This is a genomic window from Paenibacillus nanensis (assembly GCF_003583765.1).
Classification (GTDB): domain Bacteria; phylum Bacillota; class Bacilli; order Paenibacillales; family Paenibacillaceae; genus Pristimantibacillus; species Pristimantibacillus nanensis.
Window position 1 is genome coordinate 713,635 of sequence record NZ_QXQA01000001.1, and the last position, 23,237, is coordinate 736,871.

22 protein-coding genes are annotated in these 23,237 nt (G+C 54.2%); 13 read left to right on the forward strand and 9 right to left on the reverse strand.

Annotated features, from left to right (window positions below):
• Positions 1-63: 63 nt before the first annotated feature.
• A complete protein-coding gene (locus D3P08_RS03020; protein ID WP_119598021.1) occupies positions 64-516 on the reverse strand; it encodes a CBS domain-containing protein in 453 nt (150 codons plus the stop codon).
• Between the two features lie 213 nt (positions 517-729).
• Here D3P08_RS03020 and D3P08_RS03025 point away from each other — a divergent pair, with 213 nt between their 5' ends.
• Genes D3P08_RS03025 through D3P08_RS03035 form a run of 3 tightly spaced genes read left to right on the forward strand, consistent with a single transcriptional unit; the run spans position 730 to position 1,838 of the window.
• Positions 730-1,167, forward strand: coding sequence for a spore coat protein (locus D3P08_RS03025; protein ID WP_119597921.1), 438 nt, complete (start codon positions 730-732; stop codon positions 1,165-1,167).
• 24 nt (positions 1,168-1,191) lie between these two features.
• Positions 1,192-1,623 (forward strand): spore coat protein, encoded by a 432-nt coding sequence (locus tag D3P08_RS03030; RefSeq protein ID WP_119597922.1) that lies wholly within the window; start codon positions 1,192-1,194, stop codon positions 1,621-1,623.
• A complete protein-coding gene (locus D3P08_RS03035; RefSeq protein WP_119597923.1) occupies positions 1,623-1,838 on the forward strand; it encodes a hypothetical protein in 216 nt (71 codons plus the stop codon). The genes D3P08_RS03030 and D3P08_RS03035 overlap by 1 nt, the downstream gene beginning before the upstream one ends.
• 103 nt (positions 1,839-1,941) lie before the next feature.
• Here the strand turns inward: D3P08_RS03035 and D3P08_RS03040 are convergent, their stop codons facing one another.
• A complete protein-coding gene (locus D3P08_RS03040; protein ID WP_119597924.1) occupies positions 1,942-2,355 on the reverse strand; it encodes a hypothetical protein in 414 nt (137 codons plus the stop codon).
• 135 nt (positions 2,356-2,490) lie between these two features.
• On the reverse strand, positions 2,491-3,075 hold the full coding sequence (clpP, locus tag D3P08_RS03045; RefSeq protein WP_119597925.1) for an ATP-dependent Clp endopeptidase proteolytic subunit ClpP: 585 nt from the start codon (positions 3,073-3,075) through the stop codon (positions 2,491-2,493).
• A gap of 177 nt (positions 3,076-3,252) precedes the next feature.
• Here clpP and D3P08_RS03050 point away from each other — a divergent pair, with 177 nt between their 5' ends.
• On the forward strand, positions 3,253-3,984 hold the full coding sequence (locus D3P08_RS03050; protein ID WP_119597926.1) for an RNA polymerase sigma factor: 732 nt from the start codon (positions 3,253-3,255) through the stop codon (positions 3,982-3,984).
• 71 nt (positions 3,985-4,055) lie between these two features.
• Entirely contained in the window at positions 4,056-4,766 is a 711-nt protein-coding gene (locus D3P08_RS03055) for an HAD family hydrolase (protein ID WP_119597927.1), read from the forward strand.
• 44 nt (positions 4,767-4,810) lie between these two features.
• On the opposite strand, the gene D3P08_RS03060 is transcribed toward D3P08_RS03055, so the two are convergent.
• The 3 genes from D3P08_RS03060 to D3P08_RS03070 form a co-directional block, all read right to left on the reverse strand.
• Positions 4,811-7,423, reverse strand: coding sequence for a winged helix-turn-helix domain-containing protein (locus D3P08_RS03060; protein ID WP_119597928.1), 2,613 nt, complete (start codon positions 7,421-7,423; stop codon positions 4,811-4,813).
• 89 nt (positions 7,424-7,512) lie between these two features.
• A complete protein-coding gene (gntK, locus tag D3P08_RS03065) occupies positions 7,513-9,048 on the reverse strand; it encodes a gluconokinase (protein WP_240647225.1) in 1,536 nt (511 codons plus the stop codon).
• Between the two features lie 27 nt (positions 9,049-9,075).
• A complete protein-coding gene (locus tag D3P08_RS03070; RefSeq protein WP_119597930.1) occupies positions 9,076-12,450 on the reverse strand; it encodes a DEAD/DEAH box helicase in 3,375 nt (1,124 codons plus the stop codon).
• 177 nt (positions 12,451-12,627) lie between these two features.
• On the opposite strand from D3P08_RS03070, the gene D3P08_RS03075 reads away from it, so the two are divergent.
• The 5 genes from D3P08_RS03075 to D3P08_RS03095 all read left to right on the forward strand — a co-directional run bounded on the left by D3P08_RS03075 (position 12,628) and on the right by D3P08_RS03095 (position 17,761).
• Positions 12,628-13,395 carry an RNA polymerase sigma factor gene (locus D3P08_RS03075; RefSeq protein WP_119597931.1) on the forward strand — a complete coding sequence of 256 codons (768 nt, stop codon included), beginning with the start codon at positions 12,628-12,630 and terminating at the stop codon, positions 13,393-13,395.
• Positions 13,396-13,415: 20 nt separating this feature from the next.
• A complete protein-coding gene (locus tag D3P08_RS03080) occupies positions 13,416-14,417 on the forward strand; it encodes a hypothetical protein (RefSeq protein WP_119597932.1) in 1,002 nt (333 codons plus the stop codon).
• 15 nt (positions 14,418-14,432) lie between these two features.
• The gene (locus D3P08_RS03085) at positions 14,433-15,860 is read left to right on the forward strand and encodes a DinB family protein (protein ID WP_119597933.1); all 1,428 of its coding nucleotides are present in this window, start codon (positions 14,433-14,435) and stop codon (positions 15,858-15,860) included.
• A gap of 20 nt (positions 15,861-15,880) precedes the next feature.
• Positions 15,881-16,633: a DUF4184 family protein gene (locus D3P08_RS03090; protein WP_119597934.1), complete on the forward strand. Its 753-nt coding sequence runs from the start codon at positions 15,881-15,883 to the stop codon at positions 16,631-16,633.
• Between the two features lie 93 nt (positions 16,634-16,726).
• Complete coding sequence (locus tag D3P08_RS03095; RefSeq protein ID WP_420819006.1) at positions 16,727-17,761, forward strand: LLM class flavin-dependent oxidoreductase; 1,035 nt, start codon at positions 16,727-16,729, stop codon at positions 17,759-17,761.
• A 48-nt stretch (positions 17,762-17,809) separates the two neighbouring features.
• Here the strand turns inward: D3P08_RS03095 and D3P08_RS03100 are convergent, their stop codons facing one another.
• On the reverse strand, positions 17,810-18,340 hold the full coding sequence (locus D3P08_RS03100) for a M15 family metallopeptidase (RefSeq protein WP_119598023.1): 531 nt from the start codon (positions 18,338-18,340) through the stop codon (positions 17,810-17,812).
• A gap of 219 nt (positions 18,341-18,559) precedes the next feature.
• Positions 18,560-19,894, reverse strand: a complete 1,335-nt coding sequence (gene pdxR, locus D3P08_RS03105; protein ID WP_119597935.1) for a MocR-like pyridoxine biosynthesis transcription factor PdxR — start codon at positions 19,892-19,894, stop codon at positions 18,560-18,562.
• Between the two features lie 175 nt (positions 19,895-20,069).
• On the opposite strand from pdxR, the gene D3P08_RS27965 reads away from it, so the two are divergent.
• Positions 20,070-21,110, forward strand: coding sequence for an Atu1372/SO_1960 family protein (locus D3P08_RS27965; protein WP_338068699.1), 1,041 nt, complete (start codon positions 20,070-20,072; stop codon positions 21,108-21,110).
• Positions 21,111-21,129: 19 nt separating this feature from the next.
• On the opposite strand, the gene D3P08_RS03115 is transcribed toward D3P08_RS27965, so the two are convergent.
• Positions 21,130-21,441 carry a thioredoxin family protein gene (locus tag D3P08_RS03115; protein ID WP_119597936.1) on the reverse strand — a complete coding sequence of 104 codons (312 nt, stop codon included), beginning with the start codon at positions 21,439-21,441 and terminating at the stop codon, positions 21,130-21,132.
• 302 nt (positions 21,442-21,743) lie between these two features.
• On the opposite strand from D3P08_RS03115, the gene D3P08_RS03120 reads away from it, so the two are divergent.
• On the forward strand, positions 21,744-22,553 hold the full coding sequence (locus D3P08_RS03120; RefSeq protein WP_119597937.1) for a TerC family protein: 810 nt from the start codon (positions 21,744-21,746) through the stop codon (positions 22,551-22,553).
• A gap of 33 nt (positions 22,554-22,586) precedes the next feature.
• Positions 22,587-23,180, forward strand: coding sequence for a thymidine kinase (locus D3P08_RS03125; RefSeq protein WP_119597938.1), 594 nt, complete (start codon positions 22,587-22,589; stop codon positions 23,178-23,180).
• The last annotated feature ends 57 nt before the right edge of the window (positions 23,181-23,237 follow it).

Consider the following 23,237-nt stretch of genomic DNA (forward strand, 5'->3'; position numbering starts at 1 on the left):
TAAGCAGGGATAATAAACCCGTCTGCGGCAAGAACGCAGACGGGTTTATTTGTATAACTAGGCCTATTGGAGATAAGTGTTCGTATTCGTGTTCGAATGCTCGGAAATCTCGCTGAGGGCTTGTCCGGCATCGCGGCCGGTCGTGTTGCCAAGCGCCAAATCGCCTAGGGAGATGACACCGCACAAGCGACCGTCTTCGACGACTGGGAGGCGGCGGATTTGATGCTTAGCCATAATGTCGGCCGCTTCTTCCGCATCCGTATCCGGGGATACGGTAACAAGCGCTTCACTCATCACATCGCTAACCGGGCAGGAGCCGGGACGTTTTTGCGCATAGCCGCGAACGACAAGATCGCGGTCCGTAACAGCTCCGATCAGCTTTGTTTTGTCCTCTACTTCAACAACCGGAACAAACCCGATATCGTTTTCAGCCATAATTACCGCGATTTCATGAACATTATCCTGCAGGGTTACGGTCTTGCAATCCTTGGACATTAATTCTCTAACTCGCTTCACCTTAAGCTCATCACCTTTCTTCTTTAGCTTGAGGGTATCACCAGACATACCCAACCTTTATAGTTTGTCTTTGCCCGCATGATTTATGCGTGGATATATATCCTTAACACTACCTTTAGCATACTAGAAATGGTCATTATCATTAGTAGATTTGTCCAGTCATTTCTCTGCTATCGTTCGTAGAATAGAGTACAAGCGAAAGGAGGAAAAGTGATGGGTTTTGTAAATCGAAGAATCAATAAAAGGGCTAGAAGCTTTAACAGGGTCAGGAAGTCTCGAGCGGTTCTCAGACAAGGCGCAGAACAATTCGCCAGCACCGACCAGGATTCAAATGAACTGATCATTGTTCGCGAATCTTGCAATGTAAGAGTGGAGACGACGGACACCCAGGCTGCAGTGTCACTTCAGGTAGGTTTGCAGGTTGCGATCGCGTTGGTTATTAGCATTATCATAGGTGACAATGACAGAGGTCAGGAAATCGCGCAGGAGCTTCTTCAAGCCAGTGAAGTCGAGCAGCTCAACAGACAAATTGTCGTTATTGAAAACTCCAAAGATGTTACCATTACAACAACAGATACCGATGTTGCTGTTAATGTTCAAGTATTGTTCCAAATCTTGCTGGCTCTTATCGCCAGAATCGATATTTTGTAATAGAAGAATAGGAGGTATATCCACATGACAGGTAGACGTAAATGGAGAGCGCTTGACCATTGCACGTCCTGCAGGGAAGATGATGCGACGGTTACGCAGAGAGATGAGCAAGTTAATGTCACGAGACAAAGGTCCGTCGAATGGATTATTGTCAGAGATTCCGAGGACGTTACGGTCAACACGACAGATACGCAAGTGGCAGTAGGCATTCAAGCGAACTTGCAGGCGGCGATCGCCGCTGTAATCAGCATAGCCGTAGGAAACTCCGATCAAGGGAGAGCCGTAGCTCAGGATGTCACCCAGTTTATTAGAACAAGGCAAGCGAATAGGCAAAAAACGATCATCGATAATTCCAGATGCGTGTCGGTAACGACGACGGACACCGATCTTGCCGTTAATATCCAAGTCTTGCTGCAAATCTTGTTGGCCATTGTTGTCAAACTGGATGTGCTGTAATGAACGAACAGATCCAAGAGCAATTAAGACAGATTAATGAGCGCATCATGGACTCCTTAATTGCAGAAGCGAATCGGAATAAAGCAAAGCGGAGACGTATGCTCAAAAAGCAGGAGGCCGTTGTGGCCGAGACGGAAACGGCAGCTGCTGAACCCGAATCCTCAGTATTAACCCAATGGAACGCCATCTTGGACCAATTGATGAAGAAAAGATAGGAACGAAAAAAAGCATGGACTGCGGTTCATGCTTTTTTTAATTGGAGAGCTGCGGCAATACGAAAGGGCTTGAGAGCAATGTCCCAAGCCCGCTGACGTTTTGTTATTTCGATTTTTTGGGAGATCTATTTGTCGTTCTAAGTCTGTTTTTAATCGGTTTTTTATTTGTGTTTTTGATCGGGGTTCGAATGGATTCCCGAATAGCTTCTCGAATGGAGTCTCTAATCGGTTCTCTAATCGGTTCTCTAGTCGGCTTTTTAATAGGGTTTGTTATTGTTTTTTTATTTGCGTTTTTATCCGCGTTCTTTTCGATGTCTTTATTCGACTCGACGAAGGTATCGACTTGTTTCGAAAGGTCCGTGACCATTTGCTGCAGCATTTCTTTCTTTTCCGGGGGAATTCTATTTTTATTAATTTGCACCCCATTTTTGTTGAGCACGTTCGTTACCAGCATATCCACAATGCTTGGCGGTAGAACGGAGGGGGAGGAAGGTTTGTTGTTGTTGGATTGAGCCAATGCGGTTACCTCCTTTATATGAGAATAAATATTTACCCTCTATTCTATGCGCAGACTGCTCAAGTGGATATGCCTTGCCTATGAAAAATCGGCCTAATTTCGCTGTCCGCATCCTTCATAGGCAAGTTTAGTAGATTACTGGCGTGTGATCACCTTGTCAATAATCCCGTATTGTAACGCTTCTTCCGCGCTCATGAAGAAATCCCGGTCCATATCCCGTTCCACCTTTTCAAGCGGCTGGCCGGTCCGCTCGGACGTAATCCGGTTGAGCTGCTCCCGGTTTTTCAATATCCGTTTTGCGCTAATCGCAATATCGCTGGCTTGGCCTTGCGCGCCGCCATGAGGCTGATGAATCATGATCTCGCTGTTCGGCAAAGCGAATCGTTTGCCCTTCTCGCCGGCCAGCAGCAGAATTGCTCCGAAGGATGCCGCGAACCCGGTGCAGATGGTCGAGACTTGCGGTTTGATGAACTGCATCGTATCATAAATCGCAAGACCGGCGGTTACGGAGCCTCCCGGACTGTTGATGTACATATGAATGTCCTTATCGGGATCCTCCGCCGTAAGGAATAGAAGCTGGGCGATGACGCTGTTGGCTACAACGTCGTCAATTGCGGATCCGACAAAGATGATCCGGTCCTTAAGCAGCCTTGAATAAATGTCATACGAGCGTTCGCCGCGGTTCGTTTGTTCCACGACGTAAGGGATGTAATTGCTCATAACGATTAACCTCCACGCCATTATTTTTTTGGTTACGCCACGTAAACGGCCGAGTGCGGTTGAAAGATACGGGTACTGCGAAATAAAATAAAAAAAATAAAAGGCGTATCCTTTTGCGGGGTTCGTTCGTTTACTGAATAAAGGCATAAGGCATGCCAGCTGCAGGGAGGTTATGGAATGCACGTATTAAGCGGATTACCGGAACTGAATTGGGAGGAGCTCCAATCCTCCCTGTACCGTTATTGTCTGGCGCTTACGCGGTCGGAATGGGAAGCGCAGGATTTAACGCAGACCGCATGGACAAAGACGCTTAGCCGATTGAAAAAAAACGGCCATGCGAACCCGGAGGCGCTTCTGCTGCGCACCGCCAAAAACGCTTGGATTGACAGCTGCCGAAGAAAAGCGGCCTATCACGAGCTTCTAGAGGGAATGCTGCGCTTCGATGCGGACCACTCCGGTCATGCCCGGTTTGACTTGGAGCAAATGCTGGAGGCTTTAATAAAGCGATTATCCCCGCTGCAGAGGACGGTGTTTATACTCCGGGAGGCATTTGGTTATTCCATTGCCGAGACGGCGAGCGGACTTGGGACGACGGATGGCGCGGTGAAGGCTGCTTTGCACCGGGCGCGGCAGGCGATGGGGCGGATACGCAAAGATTTGGAATTAGCGGAGACCGCAGCGCCGGGATCGCGGAGGAACAAGGAGTCCGACGAGAAGAAGGAGGATTTGCTGCGGGAAGCGGCGGAAGCATTCCGCGAAGGTCGGGTACAAGAGTTGGTTATGCTGATTTATGAAGGCTACCGTTGGCAAAATATCGTTTATGCGGTCGGCAGTTTTCAGACGCCGACGTTTCATAAAACCGGTCATTCGTTTACGACGAGCTCCTGCTTGATGCGGATGGCTGCGTAACGGGTAGCGCCAGCTATTGAATGACCCCGGCCGCTCAGGCTAAGATAGAGAAAAAAGATAGGAACCCTGCGATGAAAAAAGCGATATTTTTTGATGTAGACGATACGTTATACGACCATCTCATTCCGTTCCGGAAGGCGGTGTGGGAATGGGTCGAGAATCCCGGCAGCTTTCCGTTCGAGAAGGCCTATCACCGGCTTCGATACTACAGCGATATCTTATCGCTGGAGCTTGGAGGCGCCGGCGCGATGGAGACGGGCGAGGCGACGGAATGGATGCGGATGGAGCGCTTCAGGCGCGCGCTGGCGGAGTTTGATGTCCGGCTTAGCGAAGAGCAAGCCGCTAAGATTCAGGCTGCTTATTTAGGCTGCCAATACGACATTGAAATGTTCAACGGCGCGCGGGAGCTCATCGAACGCTTGCAGGCTTCGGGGAAAATAGTCGGTCTGATTACAAATGGAGCAGGCGGGCATCAACGGAGGAAAATCGAAGCGATGGAGCTGACGAAGCTCGTCCCGCAGCACCGCATTTTCATTTCCGGGGAAGCCGGATGGGATAAGCCGGATACGCGGCTATTCCAGCATGTAAACGAGCGGACAGACACTCGTCCCGATGAGTGCGTCTATATCGGCGACTCTTGGCGCAATGATGTGATCGGCGCGCTTGAGGCGGGCTGGTCGGTTATATGGTTCAACCATCGCGGGCAGCAGCCGGAAGAGGGGCATCAGCCTCATGATACGGCGACAGATTTCGCGGAGCTTTCCCGCCTCTTACTGCCGTAACATAATTCTAAACAGAAAGCCGCCGATTCCATCGGCGGCTTTTTTCAAAGTCCCATTTTTTGAGCGGCGATAAGAGCTTGGGTCCGTGAAGAGACGCCGAGCTTGCCGTACAGGTTGGATAGATAGACCTTTACCGTCCCTTCCGATAACGACAGCTCCGCCGCAATTTGCTTATTGCTTGCCCCTGCTTGAAGCTGGCGAAGCAGCTCTTGCTCGACGCGTGTAAGCGGCTCCGCAAGCTTAGCGGCTGCAATTTGACGGGCTTTTTTGGGCGCGGGAAAAGCGGCAAGCAGCCTGCCGAGATAATCGGCTGATACAGCCTTAGCTTCTCCAAGCGCCGCCGATTCGCCGGAAGAGCTCTGAGCGGCGGCATACCGTTCCAGCAGCGCTTTCATCGCGTCTCCTTCATCCGTAAACGTGCGGATATAGCCATTCGCCTCGCCGATCAGCAGCGCTTCATGAAGCAGCGGCAGCGCCTCCTCCATATGGCCGAGCTGGTAACGATGCAAAGCTTGAAGCATGGCGTTTTCCGCCAGGCTGGATAACAAACCTTCCCTCTCTGTCTGCGGCCGCAGCAGCTCCAGCATTATAAGGGCGTCGTTTTCCTTGCGAAGCTTGCTAAGCAGTCGGACATACGACAGGTAGCGGAACTCCCGGTTGAAAGTCGGCTTGTCCGATGGGCTGAGCTTTAATTCCTCTGCGGCTTGCTTGGCTGCGGCGAGCTTTCCCTCTTGTAGGTACATGCGAAGCCGAAAAGCGCGAAGCTCATCAAGCCATGGTCCCTCCGGCGCGGCCAAAGCGATCGCCCATGCTTCTTCGAATGCCTGGTTGGCGAGCAGCGGCTTGCCTGCCGCCATATAACAGCGCGCTTCCGTCAGCCTGTGAGGAATGAGCAGACCGGGCAAGCCTCGCTTGAATACGGCTTGTTCGATGCTTCGGAGCAGCCTTCGGCAGTCCTCGAGCCGATTCCACTCATAATACCCCTCCGCGAGCGACAGCTTGACGTACAAATTGATGAGCGCTTCTTCCCAGCCGTGCGAATCAAGCGCGCTTGTGAACAGCTGCGCCATTTTTTCGGTTTCCTCCGAGAGGACGCCGTTCATTCCCATGGCCGTTCTGCGAACGAACGGCTCGCCTAAATTATAGTTGAACGTATAGAATGCCGAATTCTCCGGCGCTAGACGATGAAGGATCCCTTCCGTGAAGGCGAACCATCCTTCGAAATGGCCCGAAGAGAAAACCAGATTGGACCGCACGAACAAAATGCCGCTTAGCAGCTCGTCGAGGCGTTCGCGGGAAGCTCCTTCTTCTTTGAGCTCATGATGCAGATGTTCGAGCCGTCTCAGCATGGCTTCGGCATCCTCCAGACGGCCGGTCAGCACGAGCACGAACGCATGGAACAGCATCAGCTCAGGCGCTATCGCGTAACCGTCCGGGAAGCTGTCGAACCACCGCAGCAGGAGGACGATTTCGCCGCTGCTCATCGAAAGCGGGAGCTGGCGTCCAAGCAGCCGCTCCAGCTGGGCAAATTGTTGAGCGGCAATCGCATGCTCGATCGCCTCGCCGGTAAACCCGCGATCCGCCATAGCCTCACTCGCCCTGGCATGGAGCAATCTCCAGCGCTGCTGGCTGCTTTTCTTCATCCGGTCCGATACATATTCCGCGAACAAAGGATGGCATCGGTACCAGCCATGCTGATCCTCGATCGGAATGAGGAACAGGTTGGACCGGTACAAGGCGTTCAGCAGCTCGGCGCTGCCTTCCCGGCCTGTCACCGAATCGCACAGCTCGGCATCCATTCTGAAGAGGACGGAAACCTCCAGCAAAAAATCGCGCAGTTCATCGGGCAGACGGTCCAGCACTTCATGGAACAAATAATCCGCGATATCGCGGCGGTCTCCTTTGAAGCTGTTCAGCAGCTGTTCGAAGGATATGCCCGAACGAAGCGAAGCGGCTGCCAGCTGCAGGCCTACGATCCAGCCCTCCGTACGCTGCTGCAGCCTCTCGATCTGCTCCGTCGCGAGGGGAACCGAGACGCAATCGCGAATGTACCGCGAAGCTTCTTCCAGGGAGAAAGACAGCTCCAAATCGCCGGCATTCTCCGAAGGCTGATCCATCAGCCGCCATTTTTTCGTCGAGAAAGGCAAAGCCATTCGGCTTGCGATAATCAGATGCAGCCTTTCAGGCAAATAATCGATGAGATAAGAAAGCTGGTTATGAATGCGCTCGTTCATGATGTGATGGTAATCGTCCAGGACGAGGACGGCATGCTGCTTAAGCTCGGTAAGTTCATTCAGCAAAGCATCGATAAAAGTAATGATCGATACAGCAGGAAGAGTCTGCGCCAGCTGCACGATTCGCGACTCGGCATCGCCGGACAGCAGCCTGCCTGCGGCATGGGCGACGTACCGCCAAAACCGAATCTCATCATTGTCCATGTTGTCAATGGACAACCAGCCGCAGCGAAGCCCCGCCTTTTGCACCCACATCGCGAGCAAGGTCGTTTTACCGTAGCCCGCCGGGGCGCAAATCGGGGTGATTCTGGCAGATATGGCAGCGGTTAAAGCATCATGCAGCCGGACTCTTTCCACCAGATGCGGCTTAATCGTTGGAACGGATATTTTGGCGGTTGCAACAATGGGGACGGATAATGCCATTCGACAGCTCCCTTTGAACCTTTTTCAGCAAAAATGAAAAGTCCGTTTTTGTCTATTATAAGGGAAAAAAGTCGAATAATCAGCAGAAATTAGCTTTGCTCGCGCTGGAATGCGGCAATCGCTTCGTATTCTTCCTCTAACAGCCGGGGAAGACGGATAAAGATGCGCAGCAGCTTGCGGTAAGCTTCCGTCGCTTCGGGATTCGGCTGATGGGCATGGATGCCGCCGACCATCCTCTTCACCTCGCCTAAGGATGATATCTCGCCAAGGCCGTACATCCCGAGCACAACAGCGCCGAGGCAGGAGCTCTCGAAGCTTTCCGGCACCGTGACTTCCTGGTCGAACACGTCGGCCAGCATTTGACGCCACAGCTCCGAACGGGCAAAGCCGCCGGTCGCTTGGACGCGGGCCGGCTTTCCGATTAATTCCTGCAGAGCGAGCAGCACGGTATACAGATTCATAATGACGCCTTCCAGCGCGGCGCGGATCATATGCTCCTTCTTATGGTGCATGCCAAGACCGAAGAATGAACCGCGCGCATCCGCGTTCCACAGCGGCGCTCTTTCACCCGCCAGATAGGGGTGGAACAGCAGGCCGTTAGAGCCTGGCGGCACCAGCGCCGCGATTTCGGTCAGCACCTCGTAAGCGTCTTTGCCGAGGCGTTTGGCCGTTTCCACCTCCGCGTTCGCCAGCTCATCCCGAATCCATCGGAAGATGATGCCGCCGTTATTGACAGGTCCGCCGATCACCCAATGATTTTCGGTGAGCGCGTAACAGAATATGCGGCCCTTCGGATCCGTAACCGGCTTATCGGTCACGGTGCGGATCGCGCCGCTTGTCCCGATCGTTACGGCGACGACGCCGGGATCGATCGCGCCGACGCCAAGGTTGGACAGCACGCCATCGTTAGCGCCAACGATGAACAGCATGTCTTCGGGCAGACCGGTCGCCGCTGCGAATTCGGGCTTTAAGCCTTGGATGCCGTGCGTCGTACGGACAGGCACCGATAACTGCTCGCGCGTGACGCCCGCCAGCGCAAGCGCCTCGTCGTCCCAGTCCAACTGCTGCAAATTCAGCAGTCCCGTCGCGGAGGCGATGGAATAGTCGACGATATACTGGCCGAACAGCCGATAGAAGACATATTCCTTGATCGAAATAAATTTATGGCCTGCTTTGAACAGCTCCGGACGTTCCGCCTTCAGCCATACGAGCTTCACGAGCGGAGACATCGGGTGAATCGGCGTGCCGGTGCGCATGTAGATCTCATGACCGCCCATACGCTTTTTTATGTCTGCCGCATAAGAGGCGCTTCTGTTATCCGCCCATGTAATGGAGCGGGTGAGCGGCTTGCCGTCTCCGTCAACGACGATCAAGCTGTGCATGGCTGCGCTGAACGCGGCAAAGGCAACCTCATCGCCCGACACGCCTGCCTCCGCAAGACAATCGTTAATGGAAGTAAGCACGGCCTGGAAAATGAGCTCAGGGTCTTGCTCCGCCGCGTCCGGAACAGGCGTAAGGAGCGGATACTCCACGCCGCTGCGGCTGAGCGCTTTGCCTTGCAGGTCGAATAAGACAGCTTTCGTGCTGGTGGTGCCGATATCGACACCTATACGATACGGTTTCAAGGGAAATCCTCCTGTCATTTAGAAGCCTTATTGCAGAGACAGAATCTCGCGAAGATCCTGCTCCGTGAGCGCCGAAAGCGCTTCGCCGCCCGAATCGAGCACATCGTCGATCAGGCTTTTTTTGCGCTGCTGAAGCTCGTACATTTTGTCTTCGACCGTACCTTCGGCAACAAGACGAATAATTTGCACGACGTTTTTTTGGCCGATGCGATGCGCGCGGTCGGCAGCCTGCTGCTCCACGGCTGGATTCCACCACAGGTCATACAGAATAACGGTGTCAGCTCCGGTCAGATTGAGGCCCGTACCGCCCGCTTTCAAGGAGAGCAGGAACAGCTCGCGTTCGCCTTCGTTAAACCGGCTGCAAAGCTCTACCCGTTCCGCGGCCGGCGTGCTGCCGTCCAAATAGAAGAAGGAGACGCCGCGGTAGCCGAGCTCCCGCTTTATAATATCGAGCATCTCGGTGAATTGAGAGAAGATGAGCGCCCGTTTCCCCGAGCTTCTGCACTCCTCGATCAGCTCAAGCAGCTGCTCGAACTTTGCGGAGCTGCCTTCGTAGCCTTCCACGAATAACGCGGGGTGACAGCATAGCTGACGCAATCTGGTAATGCCCGCCAATATGCGGATCCGCGCCCGCCCGAAGTCGTCGCTGTCCAGATGCTTCAAGGAATCCTGCCTCAGCTTGGCAAGATAGGCGGCGTACAGCCTCTTTTGCTCGGTAAGCAGCTCGGAAGAATGAATCGTCTCGATCTTCTCCGGCAGCTCTTTCAGCACGTCGGACTTTAACCGGCGCAGCAGGAAAGGCCGGCTCCGCTTAGCGACAGCTTCCCGCGTCAGCTCGCCGAACTCCTTCTTGCCTGGGAACAGCTCAGGGAAGACCGCGCGAAAGATCGACCACAGCTCGTCCAATCGGTTTTCAATCGGCGTCCCCGTCAGAGCGAAGCGGTACTCCGCTTGCAGTTCCCTTACCGCGGCTGCCGTCTGCGTTGTATCGTTCTTAAAGTATTGCGCCTCGTCCAATATAAGCGTATGGAACGGACGGCCCGCATATTGCTGACGGTCTCGCCGCAGGAGCGGATAAGAGGTAATGATGATATCCGGCCCGGCGTCTTCCCCCCCGTTCGGAAGCCCGGCGCCGGGAGCCGATTCCTCAATCGCCGCGCTTCTCTCTTGCTTGCTGCCGTCGGCAACGACGACCCGCAGCTCCGGCGCGAACCGTTCCAGCTCATTCCGCCAGTTATACATAAGAGAAGCGGGGGCCACAATCAGCGCTGGCCGGCCGCTTTCCCGAATAGAATCCGCCGCCGAGAGGAGATAAGCGATGCTTTGCACCGTTTTGCCGAGACCCATTTCATCCGCCAATATGCCGCCGAACCGGTAATAAGCGAGCGTCTTCATCCACTGGTAGCCGTATCGTTGATAATCGCGCAGAACCGGCTCCATCCGCTCAGGCACAGGAAAGTCCAGCTGGTCGGGATGCTTCATATTGTCGAGCAGCTCGCGGAGAGGGCGGTTAAGCTTGATCGAAGGATGATCGAGCGGCGCGTCCAACAGCGAAAAAGCGCGGCCGACCGGCACGGAGAAACGGTCGTTGAACAAAAGCGGCTGGTGCAGTCCGACGCCGTTCATTACCCGCAGCAGCGCCTCGAACGCTCCGGTCTGAAGCGGAAGGAGCGCGCCGCTTGCCAATTTGTAATACTGGCGCTTCTCCTGCACCGCCTTGACGACAGCCTTAATCTCCTTCTCCGTGATACCGTCCATCTGGAAGCGGAAATGAAGCCAATCCGTCCTTTCCTCCCAGGCGATATGCAGCTTAGGCGGCGGTTGATCGGAGGCGATGCGCAGCTTTACGGCAGAAGTGGCGTAGACATCCAAATGGCTCTCGAGCAGCGGCACGACATGGTGAAGGAAATGAAACTCGGCGTCATCGCCTTCCATAATATAGCCGCCTTCCGTTCGGCCGAACTGTTCATCCTCCATTAAGGCGAGGATCGCCCGTTCCTTCTCCGTCTCGCGCATCAGAATCCGGTCGGCCCCGCGAGGCTTGTCCGTCGGATCAAGCGGGTTAATGACGATATCGCCGTAATGAAATTCCAATCCCGCAAGCAATTTGCCCCTCAGCCGGTCCAAATACATCCTTGCCTTTAACGGCTTATACAGAACGCGGTTCGAGATGGATTCGGACACTTGGACGCGGCCGAGCTTCATCAGCCCCGGGACAACCCGTTCCATGAACGATTCGATCTGACCCGGGGAAATTTGGATGCGTTCCGCATATACCGCGTCGCGGGAAGCCGAGAGTACGATCGATTTGAGCTTCAGAAGCTGCGCCAGCGATTCTTTGTCCATGCGGTAAAATTTCCCCTCGGAAAAAACCATCCCGTATGCGTCAAGCACGACAAGCTTCTGCAAGCCCAGAGCGGTCAATTCGTAGCCGTCCTCTTCCTGCGAGCGGTCCAGCATGAAGCGAAGAGGAGGCTTCACTTGCGGCTCCGCAACCGCAAATCCCTCGTAAGACACCGGCTGAGCAAGTCGCCGGCTATGCTCCGGCAGCACGTCGATCTTGACCAGGCGGGCACGCATCAAGGACGAAAGCAGCTGCTCCCATGCAAAAGGAGGGATGAGCATCTGACGATCGCTTGCGGAAGCGGATGTCGGAAGATAGCCGCTGCGGTATACGGTGTGCCGGTACAGGTACTCCTCGTCTACGATCTTCAGCAGACTATGCAGGACCGCATCGTCCTCAGGCGAGAAACGATATCGCTTCGGATCGTAGGTGAACAGCTTGGCGAACGGATAATCAAGTCCCTTTTCCAGCGCGAGAAGGAACAGATTCATCTTTTGCACGATATACAGCCGGCCCGGTCCCATTTTCAACTCGATCCCAATGCGATGGCCACCGTTGCCCATCGGAATAAGCTGACAGGTGATCTCAACCGACAGCAGCTCTCTCGAGTCCATTAGCAGGCGGCTTCCGATGCCGGCCGGGCTTGCATGCTGACTGTCGAATAAACCGAGCAGCTTATCCACGGTTCGTTCGTCGGAATCGCTGCTGATATATACCTTGCCTCGCGGCTCCTCGCCCGTATTGCCGCCTAAAGCCCGCGTCTCATTCGCAATCGCGAGAAGCGCCCCCGCGATATGCTTGCAGTAATGGCTGTCATCCGCCAAGGAGGTGAGGCACGAGCATTCGGCCTCCAAGCCGCCGCTGTCGGATAGCCGAACCTCGACGTTGTAGCTCCGGCCCGCGCTCTCGACCGCAGCCTGATATAGATTAGGCGAGCCGCTTCGGCTGCGCTTCCGCTGAACCGACACCATCCCGCTTCGGACGAGGGCTTGTCCCCGGCTAAGATTGTCGGTCCCGCATAACCGTTCTATATTTCCTTCCGATAATCGAAAAGCCATGGCTTGCTCCTTTATAAAAAATGTTTGTCATCCTGACCTTCCAAATTATTCAAAACTAATAAATTCTTATGTGGTAAAATACAATCAGCTTTTATTATAAAACATTTTTCAAAAGTTTTTTTGGCAACCTGATAGATTTTGGCGGATGCTGGCATCTATGTAGCAGGGGGGATTGACGTGGAGGTTTTGCCGCAGGCTGCCGCGCCTTTGCTGAATGGCAGGGAAAGCATGGCCGAGAGGGAGAAGGAATGGGTGCAGCGCGCGCGTTCGGGCGATCGGGAGGCGTTCGCGGAATTGGTCCGCATGCATCGCGCGAAAGCGCTCGGTCTCGCCGGAAGTCTGACGAAGGACGAATATTTGGCGGAGGATATCGTGCAGGAAGCGCTTATTCGGGCTTTCCTGCATTTGGGGACGCTTACGGATAACAGCCGATTCGCCGCCTGGCTGCAGCGTATCGTCCGCAATCAGGCTTACATGAAGCTGAGAAGAGGCGGGCCCTACGGCAACGAGCGTCCTTTCGAAAGCTTTGCGGGGGGAAAGCAAGAACAGCCTCGCTGCGTCACGGATGCGGAGTCCGTGGATTGGGGCGATATTGACAGCATCCTGTTCCATCTGGCAAGCCAAGCGCAGGAGGCGTCCAAGAACGGCTCTAACCCGGAGCAATGTCTGATTCGGAAGGAAACGCTGCAGGGCATCCATATGCTGATCCGCTGCTTGAACAAACGGGAGAGGGATATATTCGAGGCTCGTTTTTTCGGGGAGCTCCCACCTTCCGAGATCGCTTCGCTGTTCGGCACAACGACCGCCGGCGTTTACAACTCCCTTTCGCGGTCCCGCGCGAAGCTGCAGAAGGAGAGGATCCGTATTTCAATCGGCCTGTACGTGGAACGAAGGGCAGCGCTCGGCCTGCCCCGGCGAAAAATTCTCGCGCCGCCCCCAAATTGATCAATCGGAGGAAGACGAGCATGTCATACGCGCTGGACAGAGATTGGAGCAAGACGTGGACATCGGCGGCATGGGCTGTTCATGGAGCCGTATCCTACACGGACAAAAAGCATTTGACGCTGACGGATGTCATGGGCTTCACGGGACATGCTTTCCGCATGAACATCGACCCGGAGATCATGAGTATTGCGGCGCCGACGATGTTCCCCGGCGGTTATATTTTGCGCCGCAATTTGTGCAACCTGGGTTTTACGAGCTGTCTGGCCGACCCGATGGCTCCCGTGCCGCCCGACAAAGTAGAAAAAGTGATGGCGCTCGTGCAGAGCTCCATCGACCGCGGCATCCCCGCGATCAGCTTCGACCTGTTTATACCGGAATTCGGGCTTCTTTACGGTTACGACGATGACAAGCAGCTTTTTCACGGCAAAGACGTCAGCAAGGACGGCACCATTCCGTATTCCAAGTTTGCTGACCCGAAAGAGCTGCTGTTTGTGACGACCATCAGCGACAGCCTGTCCCATTCCAAATACGAGATGCTCCGAATGGCGCTCCATATGATTGTGGACCATGCGCGGGGGAAAGAGTGGATGCATATCTTCGAAGGCAAATTCGTGCAAGGGCTTGCAGGCTACGAGGCCTGGATGAACGTGCTGAAGGAGAGGCGCGCGGATGAGCACGGCCATGCGTTTAACGTCGCGGTCATCGGCGACGCGAGAGATTTCGCCGCGCGCTTCTTAAGCGAGCAGGCCTTCCGGTGGGACGGAGGCAATGTCGTGGAACGGACGGTCCGTTTTCGTATGGGGGAAGCCGCCAAGCATTACGCGGAAGTGTCCGCCGCGTTCGTCGAGCTGCGCGACATGTTCCCTTTCCCGCAAGGCGGTGCGCCTAAAGACCCGGACGACGCGGAGCGCGCGATCGGCTTGCTTCGAACCGCACTTGCCGCCGAGACAAAAGGCGTCGAGCAGCTCGAAGCGCTGTTTCATTTCATGAAAGAATATTATTCCGAGACATGGATTAATTAAGAGGAGGAGACGACGATGGCGCTTACGGATAAAAAGGTCTATGACGCGAAGGGAGGCTTCGAGCTCGCGGATCTGCGGGACGAGAAGCTGCATATGGTATCGCTCAAAGGGGCGGAGCTGCATGGCGTGGACGCCAGAGACACATCGCTTGTCCATGTCAATTTTGTCGGTTCCAAGTGGAAACATATTTATTTCTCGAACGTCCATATCCATGAAACGCAGCTCGGCGGAACGGTGTTTGAAAATATTCGCAGGCCTGACGCGCCGGCAAGCCGGCTCGACGAGGAGCCGGGAACGGACGGCTGGGTCAATGTGGAGCCGGTCCGGTTCAAAACCTCCGATCTGAGCACGGCAATCTTCGAGGAATGCGATATGAGCGGCGCGGACTTCCGCGACTGCAAAGTGGATACGATGCGGATTAACGGCATACCGGTCGGCGAACTGCTGAAGCTGTACGAGGAGCATCGGGATCTTCCCCCGGCGGTGAAGGAGTTCCGGAGCATGAGGGAAGAGACAATTCAGTTCGCGCTGCGTATTCCCGCGGATAAGCTTGATCTTATCCCCGAAGGCTTCAATAACAGCATCCGCTGGAATCTGGGCCACCTTTTAGCTGCATGGGATCACGGCATCTTCCCGAAGCTTGGCGGCTCGTGGCGTATTCCCGAGCCATATCATTACCTGTTCCCGAATGGCACCAGCCCGATGGATTGGCGTGAAGCTCCGCCGTCCCTGAAGGACATCGTAAGATGGATGAAGGAGCAGAAGGAGCTAATAACGGAGGAGCTTACTCCTCATCTTGATTACCCGCTTGCCGAGCCGTTCCTGAACATGGCGACGATGGCGGAGATGCTGGAGTTTCTGCTGAACGAGGAGCAGCATCATCAGAAGAAGATGCGGGATATTCTGGCGGCGCTCGAGGAGGGTGTCCCTGCCGCATTCACGCCTGCCGTCCCCCGTGTAGTTAATCTGCCTGGCTTTACGGTGGTCGGGGTCTCCTTCGACGCGAACCTGAAGGAAATTGAGGAGCAGGGTCTTGGCAAAAGGGCATACGAGCAAGTAACCGCCCTTCGGAACGAAATTTCCGGCAGGAAGACGGATGACGTCGTGCTGATTCAGATCTATCCGATGAAAATGAATTTTAATCCTCATTCAGACGCCTTTACACAGCTTATCGGTTACCGCGTACAGGAAGGCGCCGAGAACGGAGAGCTGCCGGACGGCTTAACGAAAAGATTCTTTGCGGAAAGCGAATATGTCTCCTATACGCACCGCGGCTTGGAATCGGAGCTTGGGCGGTCCTACGATCTGCTCTACGGACGTTGGATGAGCGAGCATGAGCGGCGGCCGGGCGGATACGACATGGAGGTATGGGACAGCCGCTACAAGCCGGATCAGCAGGACAACGAGATCGATATGTTTGTGGCGCTGCACCCGAAAAAATAACATGCCCGGGAGGTCAGGCCATGCCCTTTACATTTGCCCATCCGCTATATGCGGCGCCGCTTAAGCTGGCTAAGCCCGGCCTCTTCAGTTTAACCGGTCTGACGCTTGGCAGCATGTCGCCGGATTTCGAATATTTTATCGCGCTTGAGCCCTACCAGACGATTGGTCACAGCTTGACGGGACTGCTGTTCCAAGCTTTGCCTCTTTGCATTCTGTTTGCGCTATTATTTCACCATGTGGTGAAGAGGCCTCTTGCTGAGCATTTGCCGTCCGTATTGGGGTTAGATGAAAGGGCGAGGCGGCTCGTGCGGCTGTACCCTTGGGAGATGAGCGGCGGAACGCGATGGTTCCTTTTCCTGCTGTCCGTCGTGATCGGCTTCTTCTCCCATCTTTTTGTGGACGCCTTTACTCACGAGCATGGGATCGTTGTCACGAGATGGTCTTTGCTCCGTGAGGAAGTACTGGGAATGCCCGTATATAAGCTGCTGCAGCACGGGCTTTCGCTGCTCGGGCTTTTGGGCATCGCCGTGTTTGTGTTTGCGGCGCTGAGAGGTGCTGGGGCAGGGGAGCCTGCAGGCTATGCGGGCGGGGCAGGATACGGGAGCAAAATCCGGTATTGGGGCGTGACGGCGGCGGTAATCGTTATAACGGTATGCGTCAAGCTTATATTTTCTCCAGGCGGCAATCTAATCGGAATATTGGTCGTTTCGCCGATTACGGGCTTCTTATTAGGACTGCTTGTTGCCTCGGCTATAAGCAAATTGTCGTCCTAAGCCGTTCTAAGCTTGCGGTTTGACTTTCGAAACTGTATGAAATATGATTACAGTATTGTTTGGAAGTTTAATTAACTGCAAGGGGTGAAGCCCGTGAATTTGGATAAACAGCAAGCTTCAACAACGAAGGCGGGACCGTCCTTCCAAATCCCGTTGTCGGTACTCGATGTATCGCCGATCGTTCAAGGCGGCACGGTGGCGGAATCGCTGCAGAACACGCTGGACTTGGCGCAGCACGCTGAGCGCTGGCAGTATAACCGGTACTGGCTCGCGGAGCATCATAATTCTCCGAGCATCGCCAGTTCCGCGACATCGGTTGTCATTGGCCACGTGGCCGGGGGCACGAAGAGCATCCGCGTCGGCGCCGGCGGCATTATGCTGCCGAACCATGCGCCGCTCGTCATCGCGGAGCAATTCGGCACGCTTGACGCGCTGTACCCTGGACGCATCGACCTCGGCCTCGGACGCGCGCCGGGCACGGATCAGCTCACGGCGGCGGCGCTGCGCGGCGTAAGGGGGACGAACGGCGGGAATTTCCCGGAGCAGCTGGAACAGCTTCGCGCCTTTATGGATCCTTCCCGCGCCGAGGTCGCGATGGCGGTACGCGCCATTCCGGGCGAAGGAGCGCAGGTGCCGATCTGGCTGCTGGGCTCGAGCGATTTCAGCGCCATGCTGGCGGCGGAGCTTGGCCTTCCGTTTGCGTTCGCCGGACATTTCTCCCCGACGTATACCGTGCCCGCGATGAACCTGTACCGGAATAATTTCAAGCCATCCGATATACTTGGGGAGCCATACGGCATGGTTGCCGTCAACGTCATCGCTGCGGACACGGACGAAGAGGCGACTTATCTGGCGACATCGATGCAGCAGCTGTTCCTGAGCTTTATCCGGAATAAACCGGGTCCACTGCCTGCCCCGGTGCGAAATATGGATGAGCTATGGACGACCCAAGAGAAATACGCGCTGCAGCAGCAGCTGGGCTCTTCCATCGTTGGAGGACCGGAGACGGTGAAGGAGAAGCTTGGCGCATATATTGAAGCGACCGGGGCTAACGAAATTATGGTAGCGGCGCACATTTACGATCATGCCGCGCGCCTGCGGTCTTACGAAATTATCGCCGGATTGTAACAGTCAAAAGAGGCTCTTCCTCGGAGGAGCCTCTTTTATTATGGCCGTTTATGAACGTGTAGCGGCTGCCGTTTCAGGCGGACGATAGCCCCTCATCAGCTCCTGGATTGAAAAGCCGAAGTCCATCTGCAGATGAGGGTAGTCTTTAAAGTCCTTCCAATCGCCGCCCCAGCTGAAGCCGAGCCGTTTGGCGATCGCCACGACTTCCATCCAGTCCGCTTCTCCGTTTCGGTTGCCGTCATATTCCAAATCCCAAATGATTTGGCCTTTGCTTGTCTTAAGCGCAAAGTCGATCGCGAGCCCGTAATTATGATACGAACCGCCGCCGCGCACATGCGTTACGACAGGACCGCTGGTCGTGCGGCCTTTCTCGTAAAGCGCGTTCTGCTCCTCGTGGCTGCGGAAGCCGTCCGTAATGACAACGTCGATGTCCAGCTTAGCCGCTTCCGCGACAAGCTCTGCCTGCTTTTCGGCCACGATAGGATGGAGAGATGTGATAGGCGGCACATCCTTTTTGACGAACGGCAGCAAACGCCCGATCTGCTCGTAACGGCTGGTCAGCATAGCGGCTGCAATCATCAGCAGGAACAGAAAAAGAATCCAATTGCGCAGCCTTCTGCTTCGCGAAGCTGGCCGTTTAACGGGCGGGATCGGGGGCAGATTCATGCCGGGCCGAGGATTTGGTTCGAGTTGATGCATCGTATCGTAGAACTCCTTAGACGAATAAATTATTTTTGTATGTTAATAGTACGGGACGCAATATAGGATTGCAACGGGACCGAGGGCTAGGATGACGGCTTATCCGAACCCCGAATGCTCGGCAAGAAAGGACGACCACGCGCTTTTTAACCGCTGCACGCCAAGCCTGATTTCCGACTCGTCTAATCCCCCGAAGCCCAAGTATATGCTGGAGAGGCCGCATGCAGATTCCGAATCGGGATCTTGACTTTCATAGACGATTACGCCTTCTTTTCTGGCCGCTTCTACCAAAATGGCTGATGGAACAGGCGCTTCAACCGATAGATGCATATGCAAAGCCGTTCCGCTGTTGTGAATGGTTACGGATTGCGGCATATTCTCTTGCACGCAGGATGCCAGAAGCTCATATTTTTTTCGGTAAATCTGGTTCATGCGCCGCAGATGGCGGTACCAATGACCGCGCGATAGCAATAGCCCGACCGCCGTTTGATCGATTCTGGACGGAGGAGATAACGTATATGGCATCGATTGTAGGCTGTGCAGCAGCCTTCTGGGAAGGACCATGTAATTGATGCGAATCGCCGGCGTAAAGGCCTTGGAGAAGGTGCCGATATAGATGACCCGGTCCCCTCGATCAAGCCCTTGAATGGCTGGAACGGGTTTGCCGGAGATCCGAAGCTCGCCGTCATAGTCATCCTCGATAATAAAGCCGTCATTTTCGTAAGCCCATTGCAACATTTTTAGTCTATGGGCATAGGGCAATGGAGCGCCGGCCGGCCGGTGCGAAGGCGTCGTATAAAGCAGCCGCAGCCCGCCTGCCTCATCCGAAGGCAATTGAACCTTGTTTTCATCCACCACAAAAGGCACGATGTGAAACGGATGCTGATCAAAAATAGTCCGCACCTGGGCAATGCTGTATCGCTCCATCCCCACCTTCGTCTGCTTCCCGAATAGCTTCGACAGCAGCTGAAGGACGTAAGAAAAGCCGCTGCCTATGACGATTTGCTCGGGCGAGCATACGACTCCCCGCGAGCTGCGCAAATAATGGGCCAGACTGTCTCTCAGTCCTTGCTCGCCAAACGGATCGCCGTATTGATGGATGGACTCGCTGAGCAGCAGCAGCGACTCTCCGACTGCGGCTTTCCATAACCGCATCGGAAACGAAGCCTTGTCGACAGCGAGAAGGCTGAAATCGATCGCTGCCGTTTTTCGAGGCGGATCTGAGCTTACCGGTGGTCCGGGATGAATGACGTACAGGCCGGATCTTTCCTTGCTGTAAACATACCCCTCTTCAAGAAGCATATGATAGGCTGTTTCGATGGTCGTTTTACTTACTTTAATTTGGTTCCGAAGCGAAAGAATCGAAGGCAGTTTCGTTCCGTCCTTTAATACGCCCTCGTGAATAAGGGTCCGTAAATGCCGGTATAACTGCAAATAAAGCGGTTCTTCCTCATGAAAGGACGGGATAATTTCGATGGGACCCGCCTCCTTTTATCTGACCTCTAAAAATGTTCGTTGTCTGACCCTTCTTATCATGTCACAGCTTCTATAAACTTTGCAATAAATGTAAGCTTGCCGGCGGTTGACTATAAGAAGAGGAGGCAATGGCATGAGAATGGCGTTTATCGTTTTTGACGAGATGACTACGTTGGACTTAGCGGGATTCCATAATGCGGTGACATGGCTGAAAAAAAAGGGACTGGCCGAAGGGCTGGAGTGGGATTATTGCTCGAACCGGGAAGAAATAACCGATGATCGGGGGATGGTGATTAAAGCGAATCGAGTGTTGCCGGATCTGTCCGAATACGATCTGCTATTCATTCCCGGGGGAAAAGGGACAAGACAGCTTGTGCATAACCATTCTTTTATTCGTTGGTTAGAAAGCGCTCGCACAGTGGAATATAAGGTATCGGTTTGCACGGGAGCGCTTTTGCTGGGAGCGGCCGGACTGATTCGCGATCGCAAGGTTACGACAAATCCGTTAGCGCTTGACGAGGTGAGACCGTATTGCGGGAGGGTGGAGAGAGCCCGGTATATGCGGGACGGGAATGTGTTTACGGGCGGGGGCATAACAACGTCTGTCGATGTAGGCTTGTTTTTTGTAGAGTCCGTATTTGGCAGAGAAGCGGCTGAAGAAATTCAAAGGCTGATGGATTATCCTTACTATCCGGTCCAAAGCAGCGGGAGCGGGCGCTCTTGTCAGTCGGTTTCCGATAATTTAAAGCTGCTGGGGATCGAGCTGCCCGCAGCGCTTCAGCCGGCGGGGAAATACGCGAATGTTGTGCGCGTCAACAACCTGTTATACGTATCGGGCAAAGGACCTTCGGGCCAATGTAGAGGTAAGCTCGGCGGCGAATATACGACGGAAGAAGGCTACCGGCTCGCAAGAGATACCGCGATACAGATTTTGGCGGTGCTGCAATCGGCCTGCGGCTCCCTAGAAAAAATAAAAAGAGTAGTGAAGGTTCAAGGCTTCGTCAACGCCGTTCCCGAGTTCGAGGAGCATCATCTCGTGCTGAACGGCTGCTCCGATTTATTTTTGGATGTGTTCGGCGATAAGGGCGTGCATGCGCGGTCCGTTCTCGGAGCCGTGTCGGTCAGAGATAATTTGCCGATCATTGTGGATTCCATATTTGAAATCGAAGAGTAGAACGAGCTTAATAACTCAATTAATCTTTTAGCAGCTTATACAAATGGTCGACGGAACGCATAGCGTACTCCTGCTGGACGACGCGGCCGTTTTTGAAAACAATTAGACACGGCACGCTCGCGATGCGCCACTCTTCTCTTAAGCGAGGCGTAAAGTTGATGTTCGTTTTGTAGATCGGGTAGTCGGTGCCGGCAGCCTCTGCGATCTCCAGCATACGTTCTGCGACCTTGCAGGTGCCGCACATGGGCGTCGCGAACAGGATGGCGGTGCGTCCGATATCCGCCCTGCTCAGCTGAAGGAGCTCTTTTTCGTTTAATTCTTGCAAGGGCATAACATGAATATCTCCTCTCTGCATTTTTTTTATCATAACACAAAAAAAAGTGGAACCACCCGAAACGCTGACACGTATTGCTCTTTAGTTAAAACACAATCTATACACGCGGTATTCTCCAAAGGGGAGTAGCTGGCACAACAATGTCGTCATTACGAGAACCGGATTCTCCGGCATTGTTGGCAACGTCATGACGTTGTTTGCGAGACCTTTGACTGGTGTTTCTTACGCCAGCCAAAGGTCTTTTTTGCGTGCATGGGGCGTGGATGTGAGGCATTTATTTTCGTTAGGGGGCACGGTTGATGGATTTTGGATTGCTGTTGGAGTATGGTTGGGTGCTGATGGTTTTGGTCGCTTTGGAGGGGCTGCTGGCGGCGGATAATGCGCTTGTGCTGGCGATTATGGTGAAGCATTTGCCGGAGAAGGAACGGAAAAAGGCTTTATTTTACGGCTTGGCCGGCGCGTTTGTGTTCCGCTTCGCTTCGCTCTTTGTTATTTCGTTCCTGGTCGATGTATGGCAAGTGCAGGCGATCGGCGCGCTTTATTTGCTGTTTATCGCGCTGAATCATATTTTCCGTAAAATCGTCGTGAAGAAGGGCGAGGAGTCGGCGGACAAAAAAGCGGGCAAAGAGCCGGCGAAAAGTGGCTTTTGGATGACGGTATTTAAAGTGGAAGTAGCGGATATCGCTTTCGCGATCGACTCGATTCTGGCAGCTGTCGCTCTTGCGGTCGCGCTGCCTCCGACAACTCTTCCGAATATCGGCGGCATGGACGGCGGACATTTTATCGTCATCTTCTTAGGCGGATTTATCGGATTGCTGATTATGCGGTTCGCGGCGACGCTGTTCGTGAAGCTGCTGGAGAGCAGGCCCGGACTTGAGATCGCGGCGTTCTGTATCGTCGGCTGGGTCGGCGTGAAGCTTGCGGTTCATACGCTGGCGCATCCTTCTCTTCATGTCATTCCGCATGACTTTGCCGAATCGACAGGCTGGAAGCTGACCTTCTATGCGGTGCTCATTCTTATTGCGGCTGTCGGCTGGTTCCTGTCGGGTAACAAGAAAGCGAGCGGCAGCAAAGACGCAGAAGACAAAAAAGCGGCTGAAGCGGTATAATAAATCCACAGCATGTAGTGGAGGAGATACCAGTTGGCACAGCTTTATTACAAATACGGGACGATGAACAGCGGCAAGTCGTTTGAAATTATTAAAGTCGCGCACAATTACGAGGAGCAGGGCAAGCCGGTGCTCATCTACTCGCCGGCCGTCAGCGCAAGAGGCAGCGTGGACCGGGTCGGTTCCCGCGTCGGCTTCGAGCGCGAGGCGATTCCGGTCGGCGAGGATACCGACCTGTACGAAAGCGTCAAGTCGCGCGTTGAGTCATCCGGCCGGATCTATTGCGTCCTTATCGATGAAGCGCAGTTTTTGAAGAAGCACCATATCATTGAGCTCACGCGCGTTGTGGACGAGCTTAATATACCGGTTATGGCGTTCGGTTTAAAAAACGATTTTCAGAACCATCTGTTCGAAGGCAGCTACAATTTGCTCGTGCAAGCGGATAAGATTGAGGAAATCAAAACGATCTGCTGGTACTGCGACCGGAAGGCAACGATGGTGATCCGGTTCCGCGACGGCAAACCCGTCAATTCCGGCGAACAGATTCAGATCGGCGGCAACGAGGACTATAAGCCGGTCTGCCGTAAATGCTATAACAGAGCCTTTTCGGAAACGGAAACGCATTGATTTATCACAAAAACGAGGCATGTCATCTTAAAAATGAAGCCTGTTTTTCACCCTTCT